Source organism: Piscinibacter sp. HJYY11 (genome assembly GCF_016735515.1).
In the GTDB taxonomy this organism is placed as follows: Bacteria; Pseudomonadota; Gammaproteobacteria; order Burkholderiales; family Burkholderiaceae_C; genus Rhizobacter.
The window spans coordinates 3,147,027-3,167,344 of sequence record NZ_JAERQZ010000001.1 but is presented as its reverse complement, the minus strand read 5'-3'; the positions used below and the strand labels follow the sequence as shown (position 1 = coordinate 3,167,344).

The following is a 20,318-nucleotide window of genomic DNA, read 5'->3' as shown; positions in this document are numbered from 1 at the left end:
TCGGCTGCTGTCATGACCGAACTCAGAAACGTCGAGCAGGAAGTCGGGCGCTTCCGCACCCGCCTGTTTGCGGCCGCGGCCTTCGTGCTGGTGGCTTTCGGCCTGCTCGCCGCGCGCCTGGTGGTGCTGCAGGTGACCCGACACGACGAACTGGCCACGCAGGCGGAGAACAACCGCATCGCGGTCGTGCCCATCGTGCCCAACCGTGGCCTGATCGTCGACCGCAACGGCGTCGTGCTGGCCAACAATTACTCGGCCTACACGCTGGAGATCAGCCCCACCAAGGTGGCCGACCTCGAGGCCACGATCACCGGGCTCGAGTCGATCATCGAGATCCAGCCGCGCGACCGCAAGCGCTTCAAGCGCCTGCTCGAGGAAAGCAAGAGCTTCGAGTCGCTGCCCATCCGCACCAAGCTCACCGACGAGGAAGTCGCCCGCTTCACCGCGCAGCGCTTCCGTTTCCCGGGCGTCGACATCAAGGCCCGGCTCTTCCGCAACTACCCGCTGGGCGAGGTCGGCAGCCACGTGATCGGCTACATCGGCCGCATCAACCAGGCCGAGAAGGCCGCGATGGAAGACTGGGAAGAGGAGAAGCTCGACAACTACCGCGGCACCGAATACATCGGCAAGCTGGGCGTGGAGCAGAGCTACGAGTCGGAGCTGCACGGCCTGACCGGTGTGGAAGAGGTCGAGACCAGCGCCGGCGGCCGCGCCGTGCGGCGCCTGAAGAGCAGCCCGCCGACGCCGGGCAACAAGATCATCCTGTCGGTCGACATCCGCCTGCAGGCGATGATCGAGCAGCTCTTCGGCGAGCGCCGCGGCGCGCTGGTGGCGCTCGACCCGCGCAACGGCGAGGTGCTCGCCTTCGTCAGCAAGCCCACCTTCGACCCCAACCTCTTCGTCGACGGCATCGACTCCGAGTCGTGGAAGGAGCTCAACGAGTCGATCGACAAGCCGCTGCTGAACCGGGCCCTGCGCGGCACCTACCCGCCTGGCTCCACCTTCAAGCCCTTCATGGCGATGGCCGCGCTCAACACCGGCAAGCGCAGCGCCACGCAGGTCATCCATGACGGCGGCAGCTTCGTCTTCGGCAACCACACCTTCCGCAGCCATGGCGACCACGGGCTGGGCGCGGTCGACATGGTGCGGTCGATCGCGCTCTCGAGCAACGTCTACTACTACTCGCTCGCCAACGAGATGGGCGTGGACCTGATGCACGAGCAGCTCGAGCCCTTCGGCTTCGGCCGCAAGACCGGCATCGACATCGAAGGCGAGGTCACGGGCCTGCTGCCCTCCACCGAGTGGAAGCGACGTGCCTACAAGAAGCCCGAGCAGCAGAAGTGGTACGCCGGCGAGACCATCTCGCTCGGCATCGGCCAGGGCTACAACAACTTCACCATGCTGCAGCTCGCGAGCGCCGTGTCCACCCTGGTGAGCGGTGGGGAGCGCTACAAGCCGCGCCTGGTGCGCGAAGTGGAAGACGTGGTCACGCGCGAGCGCCGCCAGATCGCGCATGCGGCCCTCGATTCGCTGCCGCTCAAGCCCGAGCACGTGGCGGTCATCAACCAGGGCATGCAGCAGGTGGTGACCGCGGGCACCGGCACGCGCGTGTTCGCCGGCGCCGGCTACCAGAGCGGTGGCAAGACCGGCACGGCGCAGGCGGTGGGTGTGCGGGCCAACGAGAAGTACAACGCCAGCAAGCTCGAGGAGCACAAGCGCGACCACGCGCTCTACATCGCCTATGCGCCGGTGGACAAGCCGACGATCGCGCTGGCCGTCATCGTCGAGAACGCCGGCTTCGGCGCCGCCAGTGCCGCGCCGATCGCCCGCCGCGTGATGGACTACGTGCTGCTCGGCCAGTACCCGAGCGAGGAAGACATCGCCCTCACGCGTGAAGGCAAGTCGGCCGCGCCGGTGGGCACGCCGCGGCCCGTGTCGACCGTGCCCCTGCCGGGGGCCGCCGGCTTTGCGGCTGCACCGGCCAGCGGCGCGCAGGCGTCGACGGCGCCGGTGGCCGGCGTGGCGGCCTCCGCCGTCCCCACCCCGCTGGTCAAGCCGGTCAAGGCCACCACGCCATGAGCGTTGTCTTCGAAAAACCTTCGCTGTGGAACCGCATCAAGCCGGTCTTCACCGGCTTCGACGGCCCGCTCGCTATCGCCATCCTGCTGCTGGCCGGGCTCGGGCTCGTCACCATGTACTCGGCTGGCTTCGACCACGGCACACGGTTCGTCGACCACGGCCGCAACATGCTGATCGCGCTCGGCATCCTCTTCGTCGTGGCGCAGGTGCCGCCGCAGAAGCTGATGCGCCTGGCCGTGCCGCTGTACACGGTGGGCGTGCTGCTGCTGGTGGCGGTGGCGCTCTTCGGCATCTCGAAGAAAGGCGCGACGCGCTGGCTCAACGTGGGCGTGGTGATCCAGCCGAGCGAGATGCTCAAGATCGCCGTGCCGCTGATGCTGGCCTGGTGGTTCCAGCGGCGTGAGGGCGCGCTGCGGGTGAGCGACTTCATCGTCGCGCTGCTGATCCTTGCCGTGCCGGTGGGCCTCATCGCCAAGCAGCCCGACCTCGGCACCGCCATCCTCGTGTTCTCGGCGGGTCTCTACGTCATCTTCTTCGCCGGCCTGTCGTGGAAGCTCATCGTGCCGGTGCTGTTGGTGGGGGCCTTGGGCATCGCGGCGCTGATCCTGTCGGAAGACCACATCTGCCAGCCCGGCGTGGAGTGGCACGTGCTGCGCGAGTACCAGAAGAACCGCGTCTGCACCCTCCTCGACCCGACCGCCGATCCGCTCGGCAAGGGTTTCCACATCATCCAGGGCATGATCGCCATCGGCTCGGGCGGCCTGTCGGGCAAGGGCTTCATGAAGGGCACGCAGACCCACCTCGAGTTCATCCCCGAGCGCACCACCGACTTCATCTTCGCGGCCTATGCCGAAGAGTTCGGCCTGCTCGGGTTCACCGTGCTGCTGCTGAGCTTCATCTTCCTCATCTTCCGCGGGCTGATGATCGCGGCCGATGCCCCGACCGTGTTCTCGCGCCTGCTGGCCGGTGCCATCACCTTGAGCTTCTTCACCTACGCCTTCGTCAACATGGGCATGGTGAGCGGCATCCTGCCGGTGGTGGGCGTGCCGCTGCCCTTCATCAGCTACGGTGGCACCGCGATGGTGACGTTGGGGCTCGGCCTGGGCATCCTGATGTCGATCGCGAAGAGCCGGCGCTTCATGCGGCGGTGACGTGAGCGCCTGAGCCGGCGCGCGCTGCTACGCTGCGCGCATGAACACCGAGCACAGCCCCATTCCGGTCGCCTGGCCCATCCCCCGCGTCGGCATCATCGGGGTGGGCAACATGGGAGGTGCGATGGCCGCGCGCCTCCTGTCGCAGGACTACCTGGTGGCGGTGCACGACATCGACGCCCAGCGCGAAGCACAGGCGGTGGCGCTCGGCGCGATGGCCTGCCCCACGCCCGCGGGCCTGGCGGCGTCGAGCGACGTGGTGATCGTGGCCGTGGTCGATGCGGCGCAGACCGAGGCCGTGCTCTTCGGGCCGCATGGCGCGGCGCATGCGCTGCCGCCGGGCTCGGCGGTGATGCTGTGCCCGACCATCGCGCCGGCCGACACCGAACGCTTCGTGCGCGAGCTCGCGTCGCGCGGCATCGGCTGGTTCGATGCGCCGATGTCGGGCGGCCCCGAGCGGGCGCGCGACGGCAGCATGAGCCTCATGCTCGCCTGCGAACACGCGACGCTCGACCGCCACCGGGCGCTCGTCGAGACGCTCTCGTCCAAGGTCTTCCACCTCGGCGAGCGCCCGGGCGATGGCGCCCGCACCAAGCTCGTCAACAACCTGCTGGCGGGCATCAACCTCGCCGGTGCAGCTGAGGCGCTGGCCCTCGCCTCACGCATGGGGCTCAACCTGCCCCGCACGCTCGCTGTCATCGAGCAGAGCAGCGGCCAGAGCTGGATCGGCAGCGACCGCCTGCGGCGCGCGCTGCAAGGCGACTACCTGCCGCGTGCCCACGCGAGCCTCTTGAACAAGGACACGCACCTCGCGCTCGGCATGGCGCACGCGGCCGGGGCTGACACGCCGATCGGCGAGCAGGCGGCGGCCGTCTTCGCGCAGGCCTGCGAGCGCGGGCTCGCGGGCATGGACGATGCGATCGTCTTCGAGCTGCTGCGACGCCGCGAACGCGGCTGACCTCAGCTCGCCGCCTCGGCCCGTTGCCGCGTCAGCCGCCGGTGCGTGGCGCGGGCTGCCGGCACCCAGCCGCGGCGCCACCAGCGGGCGCACATCGTGAGGCCGCGCACCCACTCGTCGGCGGCATAGGCGATCCACACCCCCACCAGCCCGAGCCCCATCACGCTGCCCAGCAGCCAGGCGCCGCCGGCCATCACGAACACCATCGAGGCGATGCCCGCGACCACCGGGAAACGCGCGTCGCCGGTCGCGCGCAGCGCGTTGATGACGACGAGGTTGAAGGTGCGTCCCGGCTCCAGCAGCACCGTGATCCACAGGAGCGTGCTGGCCTGGGAGATGATGGCCTCGTCCTGCGTGAAGCGGCGCATCAGCCACGGCCCGCTCAGGGCCGCCAGCAACGCGATGCCGGTCGACACCACGAGCCCGTAGCGCAGGCTCTTGCGCACGAGCGCATGCGCCGCGTGCAGCTGGCGTGCGCCGACCAGGTAGCCGACGAGGATCTCGCTCGCAAAGCCGATCGCGAGGCCGAACACGAGGATGAAGTACATCAGCTGCATGGTGTAGCTGTGCGTCGCGAGCGCATGCGTGCCCATGCTGGCCGCCAGCGCGATCGTGACCATCAGCGCCAGCCGGTAGGCGATGTTCTCGGCCGCGCCCGGCAGGCCGATGTGCAGCACCGGCGCGAGCAGCCGCCACTGCACTCGCCACCAGTCGGCCGCATGTGGCACCAGCGCCAGCCGCCAGCGCCACAGGAAGAGGTGGAAACCCACGCCGAAGGCGCGGCTCACCGCGGCGGCCACCGCATAACCCGCGAGCCCCATCGACGGCATCAGCAGCATCGACAGCGCGAGGTGCAGGCCGTGCATGGCGAGCATGTTGTAGAGCGTGTCGCGCGCGTGCATGTGGGCGCGCATCACGGCGGCCATGCTGGCGTTGAACGCATCGAGCGCCAATGCGAGGGCGAGGATGCGCACGTAGGGCGTGGCCAGCGGCAGCACCTCGGCGGGCGCGTTCACGAGCTTCAGCAAGGGCGTGGCAAAGAGCGCGAGCACCACCGCCGCGCCCAGGCCCAGCCAGGTGCTGGCGCCCAGGGCGGCGCGCGCGGTGAGGTCGGCGCTGTGGCGGTCGCCAGCGCCGAGGTTCTGGCTGATGACCACGCTCACGCCCATGCTAATGATGCGGAACAGCAGGAAGAACGAGACCTGCACGTGGTTGGAGAGCGCGAACGCGCCCGAGGCGGTGTCGGACACGCGCGAGGCGAGCCACAGGCCGGCCACGCCGACGGCCATGCCGAGCACGAGTTCGGCGAGCAGCGGCCAGGTCAGCGCGACCAGGCTCGGGCGAGGCGGAGAAGAGATCGAGGCAGAAGCAGACATCCCGCCATCATCGGCGTTTGTGGACGCCTCGCGGTTACGGCGCGGTTTCGTCGTGTGGCAGGGGCCTGTCAGGGGCGGCGAGGCCGCGCCTTCCCGAGCTTGAGGAATTCGCGCTCCACGTCGAGCGTGCCGCGCACGCCGATGTCTCCCTTGTGCTTCTGGAGCCAGCGCGATGCGGCGTCGCGGCCCATCTCGCACAGGCGCTCGAGGAAGGCCCGGTCGGTGTTGAACTTGGTGTTGGGCCCGAGCGGGCCGATGCCGTCGTCGTCGGCCACCATGTGCAGGCGCAGGTCCTTGTAGCGTGCCGAATCGAGCTTGCCTTCACGCATCAGCCGCGAGACGAAGGCGATGGCGCGCATCTCGCCCATCAGGCTCGCGTTGAAGGTGATCTCGCTCAGGCGGTCGAGGATCTCCTCGCTGCGCGTCGGCGTGCCTTCGCGCACCAGCGGGTTGATGCGCACCATCAGGATGTCGAGCGACTCGGTGCTGTAGATCAGCGGGTAGATGGCGGGGTTGCCGGTGTAGCCGCCGTCCCAGAAGGGTTCGCCGTCGATCTCCACGGCCTGGAAGAGAAACGGCAGGCAGGCCGAGGCCATCAGCGCGTCGAGACTCAGCTCGGGGCGTGTGAAGACGCGCGCCTGGCCGGTGGTCACGCTGGTGGCGGTGACGAAGAGCTTGAACTTGCACGCGTGCAGCGCGTCTTCGTCGACGTGCCGCCGCACCACGTCGCGCAGCGGGTTGAGGTTGAGCGGGTTGAATTCGTAGGGGCTGAACGAACGGAAGAAGGCGCTCACCCACTGGTAGCCGGGCAGGCGGTCGAACTGCAGGCCGTCGTGCAATCCGTTGGACTGGCCGGCGGAAAAGGGCGAAAAGATCGAGCCCGAGCGGCTCACGTCGTACCAGAACTCGGCGAGCGCCTCGCGTGCGCCGGGGCGCCGGCCCCTGTGAAAACCGGAGGCCATGACGGCGGCGTTGAGCGCGCCGGCGCTCGTGCCCGAGATGCCGCTGAAGCGGATGTCTTCTTCCTCGAGCAGGCGGTCGAGCACGCCCCAGGTGAAGGCGCCGTGCGAACCGCCGCCTTGCAAGGCGAGGTCGAGGTATCGAGGGGAGGTGGCGGGAGGCGACGGCATGCGCAACGGAAGACAGGTGGAGGGCGAGGACCAGTCTAGCGATGCTCGTCGGCCGAACTGGTTGTGGGGCTGTCGGCCGTGGTGTAGGCGGCGGGGAAGCGCACGGTGAAGCGCGCCCCGGGGCCGAAGGCCGCACCGGCGTGTTCGGTGAGCGTGCCGCTGCGCAGGCGGAGGTTGGCGTCTTCAAGGGCGATCTCGGCGCGGTGCTGCTGGGCGATCTCTTTCACGATGGCCAGGCCCAGGCCCGAGCCGTCGACGTTGGTGCCGAGCGCGCGGTAAAAGGGCTGGAACACCTTGTCGCGCTCGGCCGGTGCGATGCCCGGGCCCGAGTCTTCGACCTGCAGCACCACGACCTGGCCGAAGGGGTCGTCGACCACGCGCACGGTGACGGTGCCGCCTTCGGGCGTGTACTGCAGGGCGTTGTCGACGAGGTTGCGCAACAGCTCGCGCAGCAGCACCGGCTGGCCTTGCACGATGGGGCGGGCTTCGGAGCGTGTGTTGGCGCCCGGGCCTTCGTAGCCGAGGTCGATGCGCTTTTCCAGCGCGCGGGGCACGAAGTCGTGCACGACCTCGGTGGCCACACGGGCGAGGTTGACCGGCTGGTGCGTCTGCGCCTGCGAAGCGTCTTCGGCGCGCGCCATCGCGAGCAGCTGGTTGACCATGCGCGCGGCGCGCTGGCTGCTGCGGGCGATCTGCTGCAGCGATTTCTTGAGCGACTGCGGGTCGGACTGGCCGGCGTCGATCTCGCGCTGGGCGAGCTCCGCCTGCGTGCGCAGGCCTGCGAGCGGGGTCTTGAGCTGGTGCGCCGCGTCGGCGAGGAAGTGCTTCTGCGTGCTGATGCTGCGGTCGAGGCGCGTCAGCAGGTCGTTGATCGCGCGCACCAGCGGCGACACTTCTTCCGGCACCTCGCGCTCGTCGATCGGGCTCAGGTCGTGGCTCTCGCGGTGGCGGATGCGCTGCTGCAGCTCGTTGAGCGGCGCGATGCCGCGCACGAGGGCGAGCCACACCAGCAGCACCGCCAGCGGCAGGATCACGAACTGCGGCAGCATCACGCCCTTGATGATCTCGGTGGCCAGGCGCGAGCGTTTGCCGAGCGTTTCCGCGGCCTGCACCAGGGCCGGGGTGCCACCGGCCGCCCCGGGCACGGCGATCCACTGGTAGGCGATGCGCACCGGCTCACCGCCGATGGTGTCGTCACGGAAGCGCAGCTGGCCGAGGTTGCTGCGGTCTTCGTCGGGCGGCACCGGCAGGTTGCGGTCGCCGCTCAGGAATTCGCCACGCAGGCCCAGCACCTGGTAGTAGAGCGTGTCGGTCTCGTCCGTCTGCAGCAGATCGGCCGTGCCGCGTGTGAGCGAGAAAGTCGCGCGCTGCGTGCCGTCGCCCTGCACCTGCAGCGTGATCTGCTGCGACAGCAGGCGGGTCAGCTCGCCGAGCTGCCGGTCGAAGGGCTTGTTGGCGATGCCCTGTGCCACGAGCCAGGTGAGCACGACGCTCATCGGCCACAGCAGCAGCAGCGGGGCGAGCATCCAATCGAGGATCTCGCCGAAGAGGGAACGTTGCTCTCTGCGCAGGGCCACTTAGGTCCGGCGCCGGGCCGCCCCAAGCCGGACGGCGCCCCTTGGGGGCAGGAGTGAAAGCGACTGGCGGGCTGTCATCAGCTCGGAATCTTTTCCAGGCAATAGCCGAGGCCGCGTACCGTCGCGATGCGGATCGGGCCCTGCTCGATCTTCTTGCGCAGGCGGTGGATGTAGACCTCGATGGCGTTGTTGCTCACCTCTTCACCCCATTCGCACAAGCGCTCGACGAGGTGGTCCTTGCTGACGAGGCGGCCGGCGCGCTGCAGCAGCGCTTCGAGCAGGCTCAGTTCTCTTGCCGACAGCTCGATCATCTGGTCGTTGATGTAGGCCACGCGGCCGGTGGCATCGAAGGTGAGCGGGCCGTGCTTGATGAGGCTCGACGCGGTGCCGAGGCCGCGGCGCGTCAAGGCCCGCACGCGCGCTTCGAGTTCCTGCAGCGAGAAGGGCTTGGCCATGTAGTCGTCGGCGCCGAGGTCCAGGCCTTTCACGCGCTGCTCGACGCTGTCGGCCGCGGTGAGGATCAGCACCGGCACCGCCGAGCCGCGTGCTCGCAGCTTGCGCAGCACTTCCAGGCCATGCAGCTTGGGCAGGCCGAGGTCGAGGATCAGCAGGTCGAATTCATGCGAGACGAGCGCCGCATCGGCCTCGGTGCCGCTGGCCACCGCGTCGACCGCATAGCCCGAGTTGCGCAGCGTGCGCAACAGGCCATCGGCCAGGACCTGATCGTCTTCGGCAATCAGTATCCGCATCGTCGTCTCCTTGTGGTCGTCTCCTTGCCAGTGTGAATGAAATTGCTGACGTGAACCATGCGGGAGATCAGCCTGGCGACCACGCGCCCGCATACGCCTCGAGGCCCAGCGCGACGACGGTGGCGACGTCGGGCCCGACTTCGGCGCGGAATTCGCGGTCGGCCTGCGCGACGGCCTGCTCGAAGGCCTTGAGCCAGGCGAGGCCGGTCTCGGTGAAGCGCACGACACGGGCGCGTTTGTCGCGGCTGTCGGCCTCGCGGGTCACCAGGCCCCAGGCGGCGCACTGGTCGACAAGGTCGCCCATGGCCTGCTTGCTCATGCCGGCACGGGCGGCGAGGTCGGTGAGGCGCGAGCCTTCGAGCGCCAGGTGCCGGGTGATGTGGATGTGGGCGGCGCTCACCTGCGCCCGTGCCGCGAGGTTCGACAGCGCGAGCGGCACGTCGAGGTTGCGCGCCATCAGCGCCAGCACGCGCTCGTCGAAGCGGCGCAGCGCGTGGCCCAGCAGGCGCCCCAGGTGGGTCTGCCGCCAGGCGTCTTGGGGGACCGAAACCGTCATCGCCAGATCGTAAGGCAAACTGACCAAATAATGGGTTTACTTCGACCTACTCGGCTTGCAGAATGCTGTTCATTCATCCAGCCTGTCGTTATTTGCAGCTGGTAACCCATTGATCCACAAGGAGAAATTCATGGACGCACCCGTCAAGGCCCTGAACACCGAAAAGGCCAAGGCCTTGCAAGCCGCACTCGCCCAGATCGAAAAGCAGTTCGGCAAGGGCTCGATCATGAAGCTCGGCGAGGGCGAGAAGATCGAGGACATCGAGGTCGTCTCGACCGGCTCGCTGGGCCTGGACATCGCGCTGGGCGTCGGCGGCCTGCCGCGCGGCCGGGTGGTCGAGATCTATGGCCCGGAATCGTCGGGCAAGACCACGCTCACGCTGCAGGTTATCGCCCAGATGCAGAAGCAGGGCGGCACCTGCGCCTTCATCGACGCGGAGCACGCGCTCGACACCTCCTACGCCCAGAAGCTCGGCGTCAACCTGCAGGAAATGCTCATCAGCCAGCCCGACACCGGCGAGCAGGCGCTCGAGATCGTCGACGCCCTGGTGCGCTCGGGCTCGGTCGACCTCGTGGTCGTCGACTCGGTGGCCGCGCTCACGCCCAAGGCCGAAATCGAAGGCGAGATGGGCGATTCGCTGCCCGGCCTGCAGGCGCGCCTGATGAGCCAGGCGCTGCGCAAGCTCACCGCCACCATCAAGAAGACCAACACCATGGTCATCTTCATCAACCAGATCCGCATGAAGATCGGCGTGATGTTCGGCTCGCCCGAGACGACCACCGGCGGCAACGCGCTCAAGTTCTACGCCTCGGTGCGCCTGGACATCCGCCGCATCGGCAGCATCAAGAAGGGCGAAGAGGTCATCGGCAACGAGACCAAGGTGAAGGTCGTGAAGAACAAGGTCTCGCCCCCGTTCAAGGCGGCGGAGTTCGACATCCTCTACGGCCAGGGCATCAGCCGCGAGGGCGAGGTGATCGACATGGGCGTCGAGGCCAAGATCCTCGAGAAGAGCGGCTCCTGGTTCGCCTACAACGGCGAAAAGATCGGCCAGGGCAAGGACAACGCCCGCGAGTTCCTGCGCGAGAACCCGGTGCTGGCGGTCGAGATCGAGAACAAGGTGCGCGAGGCGATGGGCATTCCGCTGCTGCCGGGTGCCGCGGGTGACGCGGAAGCGGCTGCGCCGGCGCCGAAGCGCGGCCGTGCGGCCAAGGAAGCGGCGGCCGCCGAGGAATAAACGCCTCGCATGAAGCCCCGTTTGTCACTGAAAGGCCGGGGCCTTCAGATCCTTGCCCAGCGCGAGCACAGCCGCAGCGAACTGCGGCGCAAGCTGATGGTCCACGCCCGCAAGCCCGCGGGCGAGGGCGAAGCGCCGGTCGATGAGGACACGGCGGCCGAGCAGGTCGACACCGTGCTCGACTGGCTGCAGGCCAACCGCTACCTGAGCGAGGAGCGTTTCGTCGAGAGCCGCATCCACGTGCGGGCGGCGCGCTACGGCAACCTGCGCATCAAGCAGGAGCTGGCACAGCACGGCGTGGCCCTCAGCGCCGAGGTGGCTGATCAGCTCAAGGGCAGCGAGGCGGCGAGGGCGCGCGAGGTCTGGGCGCGCAAGTTCGGCGAACCCCCGCAGGACGCCGCCGAACGGGCACGCCAGATGCGTTTCCTCGCAGCCCGGGGCTTTTCGGGCGAGGCGATTCGCCGAGCGTTGCAAGGCGCAGCGGACGAAGACACCTGATGTGCAACAGGCCTTGAGCGCGCGCGGGTTCCGCACGCTCGCGCTAATTTGGTGCGGTGCGCAATGCTAAAGTGCCGGGCTTTCGCGGCTCCGTCACATTGCATGGGGCCAGCCCCTCCGCCAGACCCACCCGCCACGATGGCCTTGCCTGCCGCCGCGCCCGAGCGCCAGCTCAAGCACACACGCTGCATCGACGTGCAGGTGTTTGCCCGTGGCAATGGATTGTGGGAAGTCGATGCGGTCATCACCGACGTGAAGACCCGCGACACCGAATTCCGACGTGCCGGCGAGCCCATCCACGACATGCTGCTGCGTCTGGTGATCGACGAGCAGTTCAACGTGCTCGAGGCCGGCTCCGAAACCCGCGGCATGCCCTACCCCGGCGCCTGCAACGATCACGGCGATGCGTATGCCAAGCTCGCTGGCCTGAACCTGATGCGCGGCTTTCGCTATGCCGTCCATGAGCGCCTCGGCGGTGTCGCCGGCTGCACCCACCTCACCGAGCTTGCGCAGGTGCTGCCCACCGCCGTGGTGCAGGCCTTTGCCGGCGATGTGATCGACACCCGCGGCGAACAGGGCGTCGACGCCAAACAGCCCTTCCAGCTCGACCGCTGCCACGCCCTGCGTACCGACGGCGCGACCGTCAAGCTGCACTACCCGCGCTGGTACCGGCCGGGCAAGTCCGAAGTTCCTCCCCCCGTTCCTGCAAACCGAGTGAAGAGAGTCCGCGATGAAAATCCATGAGTACCAAGGCAAGGAAATCTTGCGTCAGGCCGGTGTCCCGGTCCCCCGCGGCTATCCCGCATTCAGCGTGCAGGAAGCCTTCGAAGCCGCGCAGAAGCTGGGCGGCCCGGTATGGGTGGTGAAAGCCCAGATCCATGCGGGTGGCCGCGGCAAGGGTGGTGGCGTGAAGCTCGCCAAGTCGCTCGATGACGTGAAGACGATCTCGGGCCAGATCCTCGGCATGCAGCTCAAGACGCACCAGACCGGGCCCGAAGGCCAGAAGGTGCGCCGCCTGTACATCGAGGAAGGCGCCGACATCAAGAAGGAGTACTACGTGTCGCTGGTCACCGACCGCGCCACGCAGAAGGTCGCGCTGATCGCCTCCAGCGAAGGCGGCATGGACATCGAAGAGGTGGCCCACTCCTCACCGGAGAAGATCATCACCGAGTACATCGACCCGCTGACCGGCCTCGGTGCCGAGCAGGCAAAGAAGGTGGCGAAGGCGATCGGCCTGCCCGAGGGCTCGCACGCCCAGGCGGTCGACCTGTTCCAGAAGCTCTACAACTGCTACATGACCACCGACGCGTCGCTGGTCGAGATCAACCCGCTGAACTGCGACAGCAAGGGCAACCTGATCGCCCTCGACGCCAAGTTCAACTTCGACAGCAACGCCCTCTTCCGCCACCCCGAGATCGTGGCCTACCGCGACCTCGACGAAGAGGACCCGGCGGAGATCGAAGCCTCGAAGTTCGACCTGGCCTACATCCAGCTCGACGGCAACATCGGCTGCCTGGTGAACGGCGCCGGCCTTGCGATGGCCACGATGGACACCATCAAGCTCTTCGGCGGCGAGCCCGCCAACTTCCTCGACGTGGGCGGTGGCGCCACCGCCGAGAAGGTGACCGAAGCCTTCAAGATCATGTTGAAGAGCCCCAAGGTGAAGGCGATCCTCGTCAACATCTTCGGCGGCATCATGCGTTGCGACACCATCGCCGAGGGCGTGATCGCCGCGTGCAAGGCGGTCAACCTGCAGGTGCCGCTGGTCGTGCGCATGAAGGGCACGAACGAACAGCTGGGCAAGAAGATGCTCGCCGACTCCGGCTTGCCCATCATCAGCGCCGACTCGATGGCCGAGGCCGCGCAAAAAGTGATGGCCGCCCTGAAGTAATCACGCTAGGACACGAACATGAGCATCCTCATCAACAAAGACACCAAGGTCATCACCCAGGGCATCACGGGCAAGACCGGTCAGTTCCACACCCTCGGCTGCCAGGCCTATGCCAACGGCAAGAACGCATTCGTCGCCGGCGTGAACCCCAAGAAGGCCGGCGAGAAGTTCTCCGACATCCCCATCTACGCGAGCGTCAAGGAAGCCAAGTCGCAGACCGGCGCCACCGTCTCGGTGATCTACGTGCCGCCCGCGGGCGCCGCGGCCGCGATCTGGGAAGCCGTGGAGGCCGACCTGGACCTCGCCATCTGCATCACCGAAGGCATTCCCATCCGCGACATGCTGGAAGTGCGCAACAAGATGAAGGAGAAGGAAGCCAAGGGCGGCAAGAAGACGCTGCTGCTCGGCCCCAACTGCCCTGGCCTGATCACGCCCGATGAAATCAAGATCGGCATCATGCCGGGCCACATCCACAAGAAGGGTCGCGTCGGCGTGGTCAGCCGTTCCGGCACGCTGACCTATGAAGCGGTGGCGCAGCTCTCCGACCTGGGCATCGGCCAGTCGAGCGCGGTGGGCATCGGCGGCGACCCCATCAACGGGCTCAAGCACATCGACGTGATGAAGCTCTTCAACGACGACCCCGACACCGACGCCGTCATCATGATCGGCGAGATCGGTGGCCCCGACGAGGCGGACGCGGCCCGCTGGTGCAAGGCCAACATGAAGAAGCCGATCGTCGGCTTCATTGCCGGCGTGACCGCCCCTCCGGGCAAGCGCATGGGCCATGCCGGCGCGCTGATCTCGGGCGGTGCCGACACGGCCGATGCCAAGCTCGCCATCATGGAAGAGTGCGGCTTCACCGTGACGAAGAACCCGTCGGAGATGGGCAAGCTGCTCAAGGGCCTGCTCTGACCGCCCTCGTCGCCCGGCGACAAAAGGCCGCGCGCTGTGCGCGGCCTTTTCGTTCCCGGGCCACGTAATTCCACGCACGCCGAAAGCCTCTTCCACTTCCTACACTTCCCGGCTGCACGCCACGAGGACCGCAGATGGAACAGTTCATGACTCCCGAATTCTGGATCGCCGTCGGTCAGATCATCATGATCGACATCCTGCTCGGGGGCGACAACGCCGTGGTGATCGCCCTGGCGTGCCGCTCGCTGCCGCCCGCTCAGCGCGCCAAGGGCATTATCTGGGGCACCGCCGGCGCGATCATCCTGCGCGTGGTGCTGATCTTCTTTGCGCTCACGCTGCTGGCGATCCCGTACCTCAAGGTCGTCGGTGCCCTGCTGCTGCTGTGGATCGGCGTGAAGCTGCTCGTGCCTGAAGAGGAAGAAGGACACGCCAACATCCAGGCGAGCGACAAGCTCTGGTCGGCGGTGAAGACGGTCATCGTGGCCGACTTCGTGATGAGCCTCGACAACGTGATCGCCATCGCGGGCGCGGCCGAATCGGCCGGCGGCGACCACCAGATGCCGCTGGTGATCTTCGGTCTGCTGGTCAGCATCCCCATCATCGTCTGGGGCAGCCAGTTCGTGATCAAGCTGATGGACCGCTTCCCGCTCGTGATCGTGCTGGGCGGCATGCTGCTCGGCTGGATCGCCGGCACGATGGCCGTCACTGACCCGGCCGTGCTGCCCTACCTGCCCGTGGGCGAGGCCAAGGGCGAGCCGGCGGCATGGCTGCGCTATGCCGCGGGCGTGGGCGGTGCCGTGCTCGTGTGGTTGTTGGGCCAGGCAGTGCGCTGGAAGCGCGGCAGCGGCGCCTCGGCGGCCGAATCCTGAAACCCTGAGGCCCGCGCGGCCGTCTGCACAGGCCGCCTGCAAGGAGCGGCCTGTGATACCGTCCCGGCTCCACTACTGCGAGGCGAGGCACAGGTCTTGGGCATGGCGGAGCATCCCCTGCACACGTCGATCGCGGGCGTCGGGCCGATGGCCCTGGCCCTGCTGGTGGTGTTGGCAGAGATCGCGTGGCTGCTGCCCCGAGTGCGCCGTGAAGCAGGCATCGCCGTCTCGGTGACGCTGGCGACGAGCGTCTGGGCGGTGGGGGCCTTGCTGTGGTGGCAATTGCGCATGCCGATGGGCTGGGCCGTGCCCGTCACGCTCGCGATCGTCTTTGGCCACCTCGGCTGGCTGTGGGGCCGGCGCCCACAAGCGCCGCGTGCCGATGCCCAGACGACCTCCCTCCCATCCACTGCCGCACGCCCGACACGCCCGGGCCTCGAGCGCAGCACCCTCGGCCGCTACCAGATCGAGCGCGAGCTCGGCCGTGGGGCGATGGGCGCCGTCTACCTGGGTCGCGACCCCAAGATCGGCCGCCAGGTGGCGATCAAGACCATGGCCCTCAGCCGTGAGTTCGCCGGCGACGAGCTGGTCGAGGCGCGCGAGCGCTTCTTCCGTGAAGCCGAAACCGCCGGGCGCCTGCAGCACCCCGACATCGTCACCATCTTCGATGCGGGCGAGGAGCGCGAGCTTGCCTACATCGCGATGGAGTACCTGAAGGGCGACAACCTGCAGGCGTACACGCAGCCGCCCAAGCTGCTGCCCGTGACCAGCGTCCTGCAGATCGTCGCGCGTGTGGCAGATGCGTTGCACTACGCGCACAGCCAGGGTGTCGTGCACCGCGACATCAAGCCTGCCAATGTCGTGGTCGACCCATCGGCCGATGTGGTGAAGGTCACCGATTTCGGCATCGCGCGCATAGCCGACTCAGCCCGCACGCGCACCGGCATGGTGTTGGGCACCCCGTCGTTCATGTCGCCCGAGCAGCTGGCCGGGCGCCGTGTGGATGGCCGCAGCGATCTCTACTCGCTGGGCGTCATGCTGTTCCAGTTGCTCACCGGCAAGCTGCCGCACCGCTCGGAGTCGATGGCCACGCTGATGCAGCAGATCGCCAACGAGCCCGCGCCCGACGTGCGCAGCCTCCGCGCCGACCTGCCCGAGGCGCTGGCGCGTGTTGTCGCCTTGACGCTTGAAAAGCGCCCTGAAGCGCGCTACACAGGTGGGCAGCAGCTCGCCGCCGACCTGCGCGCTGTTGTCGCGCGCATGAAGGCCGAAGGCCAGCAACCGGTGCCCGTTGACCCTTCGGCCGCCCCCCCCGATTCCAGCGGATTCGCCGCTACCGTGAAAATGGAGCGTGTCGATACAGGGCACAATCCCAGCCGCTGAACCACCCTCGTGACGAACCTGCCCGCGCCCGCCACCCCGCCATGACGCTCGAGTTCTTCAGTGCCACGGACACCGGACGCGCCCGCAACAACAACGAAGACTCCATCGCCGTCCAGGAAGCCGCCGGATTGGTGGTGCTGGCCGATGGCATGGGGGGCTACAACGCCGGTGAAGTGGCCAGCGGCATGGCCACCTCGTTCATCAAGGCGGAGCTCGGTCGCTGGCTGCAGGAAGCTTCCAGCAACGCCACTGACACCGACGTGCGCCGCGCGATGGACATCTGCGTGGACAACGCCAACCGGGCGATCTTCAACGCTGCCAATTCCAACCCGCAGTACGCTGGCATGGGCACCACGCTCGTCGTCGGCGCCTTCCGCGAAGGCCGCTTGCTGATGGGCCACGTGGGCGATTCGCGCGGCTACCGTTTCCGCGGCGGCCGCCTGGTGCAGATCACCCACGACCACTCGCTGCTGCAGGAGCAGATCGACTCCGGGCTCATCACGCCCGAACAGGCCGCGTTCTCGACCAACAAGAACCTCGTCACCCGCGCCGTGGGCGTGGAAGACACCGTCCTGCTCGAAACCCACCTGCACGACATCATGCCGGGGGACATCTACCTGTTGTGCTCCGACGGCCTGTCCGACATGCTGGACGACGACGGCATCGCCCAGGTACTGCAGTCGCACGATGCGCTCCCCGAGATGGGCAATGCGCTCATCGATGCGGCGAACGATGCGGGGGGAAAGGATAATATTGCCGTGGTGTTGGTGCGCGTGAAAGGCCAGAGCAATGCGCCCCGGTCATGGTGGCCCTTCAGGCGCTGATCAGACGCTGTTGCGGTGATCAACATCATCAACCTGGCCCCAAGGGCCTGAGACACACAAAACACAGAGGTCAAGCATGGGCAAGCTGGTCGTATCGCTCGACGGGGTGGTGATCAAGGAAGTACAGATCACCAAGGACAAGACCACCCTCGGCCGCCGTCCCTACAACGACATCGTGATCGACAACCTGGCGGTGAGCGGCGAGCACGCCGTGCTGCAGATGGTTGGCACCGACGTCTTCATCGAAGACCTCAACAGCACCAACGGCACCTACATCAATGGCAAGGCCGTCAAGAAGCAGCTGCTGACCCACAACGACACCGTCGAGATCGGCAAGTACAAGATCAAGTACCTCGTCGACGACGGCACCGACTACGAGAAGACCATGATCATGAAGCAGGGTGCCCCGGCCCCTGCGGCGTACAGCCATGGCTTCGCCCACACCTCGGCACAGGGCACGAACTCCGGTTTCGGTGGCCTGGGCCAGAGCGTGGTGCCCGGCACGATCAAGGTGCTCAACGGCGCGGCGGCCGGCCGCGAAGTGGCCCTGACCAAGGTTGTCACGACGGTCGGCAAGCCCGGCGTGCAAGTGGCGTCCATCACCAAGCGCCCGGGCGGTTATGTGTTCGCCCATGTGGAAGGCGCCACCCGCCCGACCATCAACGGCAACCCGCTGGTCGGCGACACCCTGCACCTGAAGAACGGCGACGTGATCGAACTCGCCGGCACCCAGATGCAGTTCATCCAGACCTGAGCGCGAAACCGCTGCGTGACGCTTTTCACGCGGCCCGCCAGGGCGTGGTGTGAGCGCATGCCATTGGTTGCGAATTGCCGCATTGCGACCTTGCGGCAGGTGTTTCGTGCCGGCAGCATCCAGGTAGCGCGCGTGTTGCGCGCGGCCCCGTGCCATTGCCTGTCGCCTTGCCCATGAAAATCCGCGTCCTCGGTTGCTCCGGTGCCATCGCCGAAGGCAGCCGAACCACTTCCTTCCTTGTCGACCACGACGTGCTGGTCGATGCCGGCACGGGGGTGGGGGACCTGCCGCTCGACGCGCTCGCGAAGATTGACCACATCCTGGTCAGCCACTCCCACCTGGACCACGTGCTGTCCATCGGCTTGCTGGCCGACGCGGTGATGCGCCTGCGCGCGTCGCAGGGGCGTGGGCCGATCCAGGTGCATGCGCTACCCGAGACGCTGCAGGCGCTGCGCGCTCACATCTTCAATGGCGTGATCTGGCCCGATTTCACGCGACTCCCGGTGGCCGATCGGCCGGTGCTGGCCATGGTCCCATTCCAGACGGGCGATCAACTCACACTGGGCGGCAAGACCTTCGAGGTGCTGAGTGCCGCTCACACCGTGCCTGCCGTCGGCTTTGCCTTGCAGGGCCGTGACGCATGGTGGGTATTCACCGGTGACACCGGTCCCAACCCGGCGCTGTGGCGGCGTTTGTCTTCGATGAAGGTGGCGCACCTCGTGATCGAGACGGCCTTCAGCGACGAGGAACGCGATCTCGCGTGCCTGAGCCAGCATCTGCACCCGCAGAAACTCGGCCTGGAGCTGGCGCAGCTGCAAGGCAGCGTGAACGTGCACATCACCCACATCAAGCCGGGTGAGGTCGAGGCGGTCATGGCCGAAGTTGGCCGCTTGAGTACCCGTCACCGCCTGAGCGCGCTTCAGGCTGGCCAGGTGCTGGACCTGGCCTGAAGGCACAGTGACGATTTCCGTCAATCTGTGTCTGCCTGCAACGTGAACTGCATCACCCAGTGACCCTTTGTGTCAGAACTGAGGTCGGATTCCACGCTTTTTCCCCCGATTCAGGGTGGCATGCAGGGTGCAACAGAAGAACCGTGTCTCACCCCCTCCCCAATTCCTTTCAGGAGCTCTCCATGAAGCGTTCTATTCAAAAGGGTTTCACCCTTATCGAACTGATGATCGTTGTGGCGATCATCGGCATTTTGGCCGCTGTTGCACTGCCGGCTTATCAGGACTACACGATCCGCGCTCGCGTGACGGAAGGTCTTGGGCTGGCCGATGGCGCCAAGAAGGCGGCGACGGTTGGCGTTTCCAACGCCGTTGACCTCACGGCTGCGGCTACTACCTGGAACAACCAGGTCGTCGGCGGTCTGGGTGCCGTGTCGAAGTATGTGACGAGCATCATCATGTCCGCTGCTGACGCACGGATCACGATTACCTTCACCCCCGAAGTTGGTGCTGGCGCGGCGCCGACGCTGGTCCTGACCCCGTGGATGCGCGACACCCCCGCCGGCCAACCCTACGCCGCCGCGCTTGGTGCTGCAGTGCCTGCCACCGGCTCCGTGGACTGGGGTTGCGCTTCGACCACCGCAACCACGATGAACAACGGCGGTGTGAATCCCATCACCCCGCTGGCTCTCGGTACGCTGCTGGCGAAGTACGCTCCGTCGCAGTGCCGCTAAACGGCGCCCGCCCCACCTAAAAAGGCGCTCCGGCGCCTTTTTTTCCGCCAAAGCTTCTCACCGACGAACAGGAGTCTGTCGTGAACGCACATAGCTTCCCAAGTAGACAGCCGCGCGCGGCGGCGCCTACCAGGCTGCGCAAAGGATATGCAGCGATCCAGACAGGCTTCACGCTCATCGAACTGATGATCGTCGTGGCAATCATCGGCATCCTGGCAGCTGTCGCGTTGCCGGCTTATCAGGACTACACCATCCGCACTCGTGTTACCGAAGGCATGGCGTTGGCCGCCGACGCGAAGGCTCGATTGGCCATCAACTCGGCCACAACCATGGATCTCGCAAATGCCGCAACGACCTGGAACAACCAAGTGCCAGGCGGCTTGGGTGCGGTGAGCAAATACGTCGCCAGCGTGATTGCGGGGGCGAACGGACTGATCACCATCACGTTCACACCGGAGCTTGGTGCGGGTGCGGCACCGACCTTGACTCTCACACCTTGGATGCGAGATACCCCTGCTGGACAGCCCTATGCTGTCGCCTTGGCGGCTGCCGTGCCCGCCACGGGCTCGATCGACTGGGGCTGCGCGTCGCAGACCGCCACCACGATGGCGAATGGCGGGGTGAATCCAATCACGCCTCTTGCGCTGGGTACCTTGCTTCCCAAGTACGCGCCCTCTCAGTGCCGCTGAACGACAT

Annotated in this window: 20 protein-coding genes; 15 read left to right on the top strand and 5 right to left on the bottom strand. The window is 67.1% G+C overall.

The window, feature by feature from the left end; translation table 11 throughout:
• Nucleotides 1–12 precede the first annotated feature (12 nt).
• Genes mrdA through JI745_RS14700 form a run of 3 tightly spaced genes read left to right on the top strand, consistent with a single transcriptional unit; the run spans nt 13 to nt 4,188 of the window.
• Nucleotides 13–2,079 carry a penicillin-binding protein 2 gene (mrdA, locus tag JI745_RS14710; RefSeq protein WP_201808213.1) on the top strand — a complete coding sequence of 689 codons (2,067 nt, stop codon included), beginning with the start codon at nt 13–15 and terminating at the stop codon, nt 2,077–2,079.
• The gene (rodA, locus tag JI745_RS14705) at nt 2,076–3,230 is read left to right on the top strand and encodes a rod shape-determining protein RodA (protein WP_201808211.1); all 1,155 of its coding nucleotides are present in this window, start codon (nt 2,076–2,078) and stop codon (nt 3,228–3,230) included. The genes mrdA and rodA overlap by 4 nt, the downstream gene beginning before the upstream one ends.
• Before the next feature lie 40 nt (nt 3,231–3,270).
• Complete coding sequence (locus JI745_RS14700; RefSeq protein ID WP_201808209.1) at nt 3,271–4,188, top strand: NAD(P)-dependent oxidoreductase; 918 nt, start codon at nt 3,271–3,273, stop codon at nt 4,186–4,188.
• A 2-nt stretch (nt 4,189–4,190) separates the two neighbouring features.
• Here the strand turns inward: JI745_RS14700 and JI745_RS14695 are convergent, their stop codons facing one another.
• The 5 genes from JI745_RS14695 to JI745_RS14675 form a co-directional block, all read right to left on the bottom strand.
• Nucleotides 4,191–5,564 (bottom strand): MATE family efflux transporter, encoded by a 1,374-nt coding sequence (locus JI745_RS14695; RefSeq protein WP_201808207.1) that lies wholly within the window; start codon nt 5,562–5,564, stop codon nt 4,191–4,193.
• 68 nt (nt 5,565–5,632) lie between these two features.
• The gene (locus tag JI745_RS14690; RefSeq protein ID WP_201808205.1) at nt 5,633–6,694 is read right to left on the bottom strand and encodes a patatin-like phospholipase family protein; all 1,062 of its coding nucleotides are present in this window, start codon (nt 6,692–6,694) and stop codon (nt 5,633–5,635) included.
• Between the two features lie 35 nt (nt 6,695–6,729).
• Nucleotides 6,730–8,220, bottom strand: a complete 1,491-nt coding sequence (locus tag JI745_RS14685) for a sensor histidine kinase (protein WP_201812580.1) — start codon at nt 8,218–8,220, stop codon at nt 6,730–6,732.
• 128 nt (nt 8,221–8,348) lie between these two features.
• A complete protein-coding gene (locus JI745_RS14680) occupies nt 8,349–9,020 on the bottom strand; it encodes a response regulator transcription factor (protein WP_201808203.1) in 672 nt (223 codons plus the stop codon).
• A gap of 67 nt (nt 9,021–9,087) precedes the next feature.
• Nucleotides 9,088–9,576: a MarR family winged helix-turn-helix transcriptional regulator gene (locus JI745_RS14675; RefSeq protein ID WP_201808201.1), complete on the bottom strand. Its 489-nt coding sequence runs from the start codon at nt 9,574–9,576 to the stop codon at nt 9,088–9,090.
• 130 nt (nt 9,577–9,706) lie between these two features.
• Between JI745_RS14675 and recA the strand changes: the two genes are divergently transcribed.
• The 12 genes from recA (at nt 9,707) to JI745_RS14615 (ending at nt 20,311) form a co-directional block, all read left to right on the top strand.
• Nucleotides 9,707–10,810, top strand: a complete 1,104-nt coding sequence (gene recA, locus JI745_RS14670) for a recombinase RecA (RefSeq protein ID WP_201808199.1) — start codon at nt 9,707–9,709, stop codon at nt 10,808–10,810.
• Between the two features lie 9 nt (nt 10,811–10,819).
• Complete coding sequence (recX, locus tag JI745_RS14665) at nt 10,820–11,308, top strand: recombination regulator RecX (RefSeq protein WP_201808193.1); 489 nt, start codon at nt 10,820–10,822, stop codon at nt 11,306–11,308.
• A 138-nt stretch (nt 11,309–11,446) separates the two neighbouring features.
• Nucleotides 11,447–12,052, top strand: coding sequence for a DUF2889 domain-containing protein (locus JI745_RS14660; RefSeq protein ID WP_201808192.1), 606 nt, complete (start codon nt 11,447–11,449; stop codon nt 12,050–12,052).
• Nucleotides 12,039–13,199 (top strand): ADP-forming succinate--CoA ligase subunit beta, encoded by a 1,161-nt coding sequence (gene sucC, locus JI745_RS14655; RefSeq protein ID WP_201808191.1) that lies wholly within the window; start codon nt 12,039–12,041, stop codon nt 13,197–13,199. Before JI745_RS14660 ends, sucC begins: the two co-directional genes overlap by 14 nt.
• A gap of 18 nt (nt 13,200–13,217) precedes the next feature.
• Nucleotides 13,218–14,111 carry a succinate--CoA ligase subunit alpha gene (sucD, locus tag JI745_RS14650; RefSeq protein ID WP_201808190.1) on the top strand — a complete coding sequence of 298 codons (894 nt, stop codon included), beginning with the start codon at nt 13,218–13,220 and terminating at the stop codon, nt 14,109–14,111.
• 134 nt (nt 14,112–14,245) lie between these two features.
• On the top strand, nt 14,246–14,980 hold the full coding sequence (locus JI745_RS14645; protein WP_201808184.1) for a TerC family protein: 735 nt from the start codon (nt 14,246–14,248) through the stop codon (nt 14,978–14,980).
• Between the two features lie 102 nt (nt 14,981–15,082).
• Nucleotides 15,083–16,363 carry a serine/threonine-protein kinase gene (locus JI745_RS14640; RefSeq protein ID WP_201808182.1) on the top strand — a complete coding sequence of 427 codons (1,281 nt, stop codon included), beginning with the start codon at nt 15,083–15,085 and terminating at the stop codon, nt 16,361–16,363.
• A gap of 41 nt (nt 16,364–16,404) precedes the next feature.
• On the top strand, nt 16,405–17,187 hold the full coding sequence (locus tag JI745_RS14635; RefSeq protein ID WP_201808180.1) for a Stp1/IreP family PP2C-type Ser/Thr phosphatase: 783 nt from the start codon (nt 16,405–16,407) through the stop codon (nt 17,185–17,187).
• A 76-nt stretch (nt 17,188–17,263) separates the two neighbouring features.
• Nucleotides 17,264–17,941, top strand: a complete 678-nt coding sequence (locus JI745_RS14630) for an FHA domain-containing protein (RefSeq protein ID WP_201808178.1) — start codon at nt 17,264–17,266, stop codon at nt 17,939–17,941.
• A gap of 149 nt (nt 17,942–18,090) precedes the next feature.
• Complete coding sequence (locus JI745_RS14625) at nt 18,091–18,891, top strand: 3',5'-cyclic-nucleotide phosphodiesterase (protein ID WP_310738636.1); 801 nt, start codon at nt 18,091–18,093, stop codon at nt 18,889–18,891.
• A 182-nt stretch (nt 18,892–19,073) separates the two neighbouring features.
• A complete protein-coding gene (locus tag JI745_RS14620; RefSeq protein WP_201808176.1) occupies nt 19,074–19,622 on the top strand; it encodes a prepilin-type N-terminal cleavage/methylation domain-containing protein in 549 nt (182 codons plus the stop codon).
• Between the two features lie 80 nt (nt 19,623–19,702).
• Entirely contained in the window at nt 19,703–20,311 is a 609-nt protein-coding gene (locus JI745_RS14615; protein WP_404932813.1) for a pilin, read from the top strand.
• The last annotated feature ends 7 nt before the right edge of the window (nt 20,312–20,318 follow it).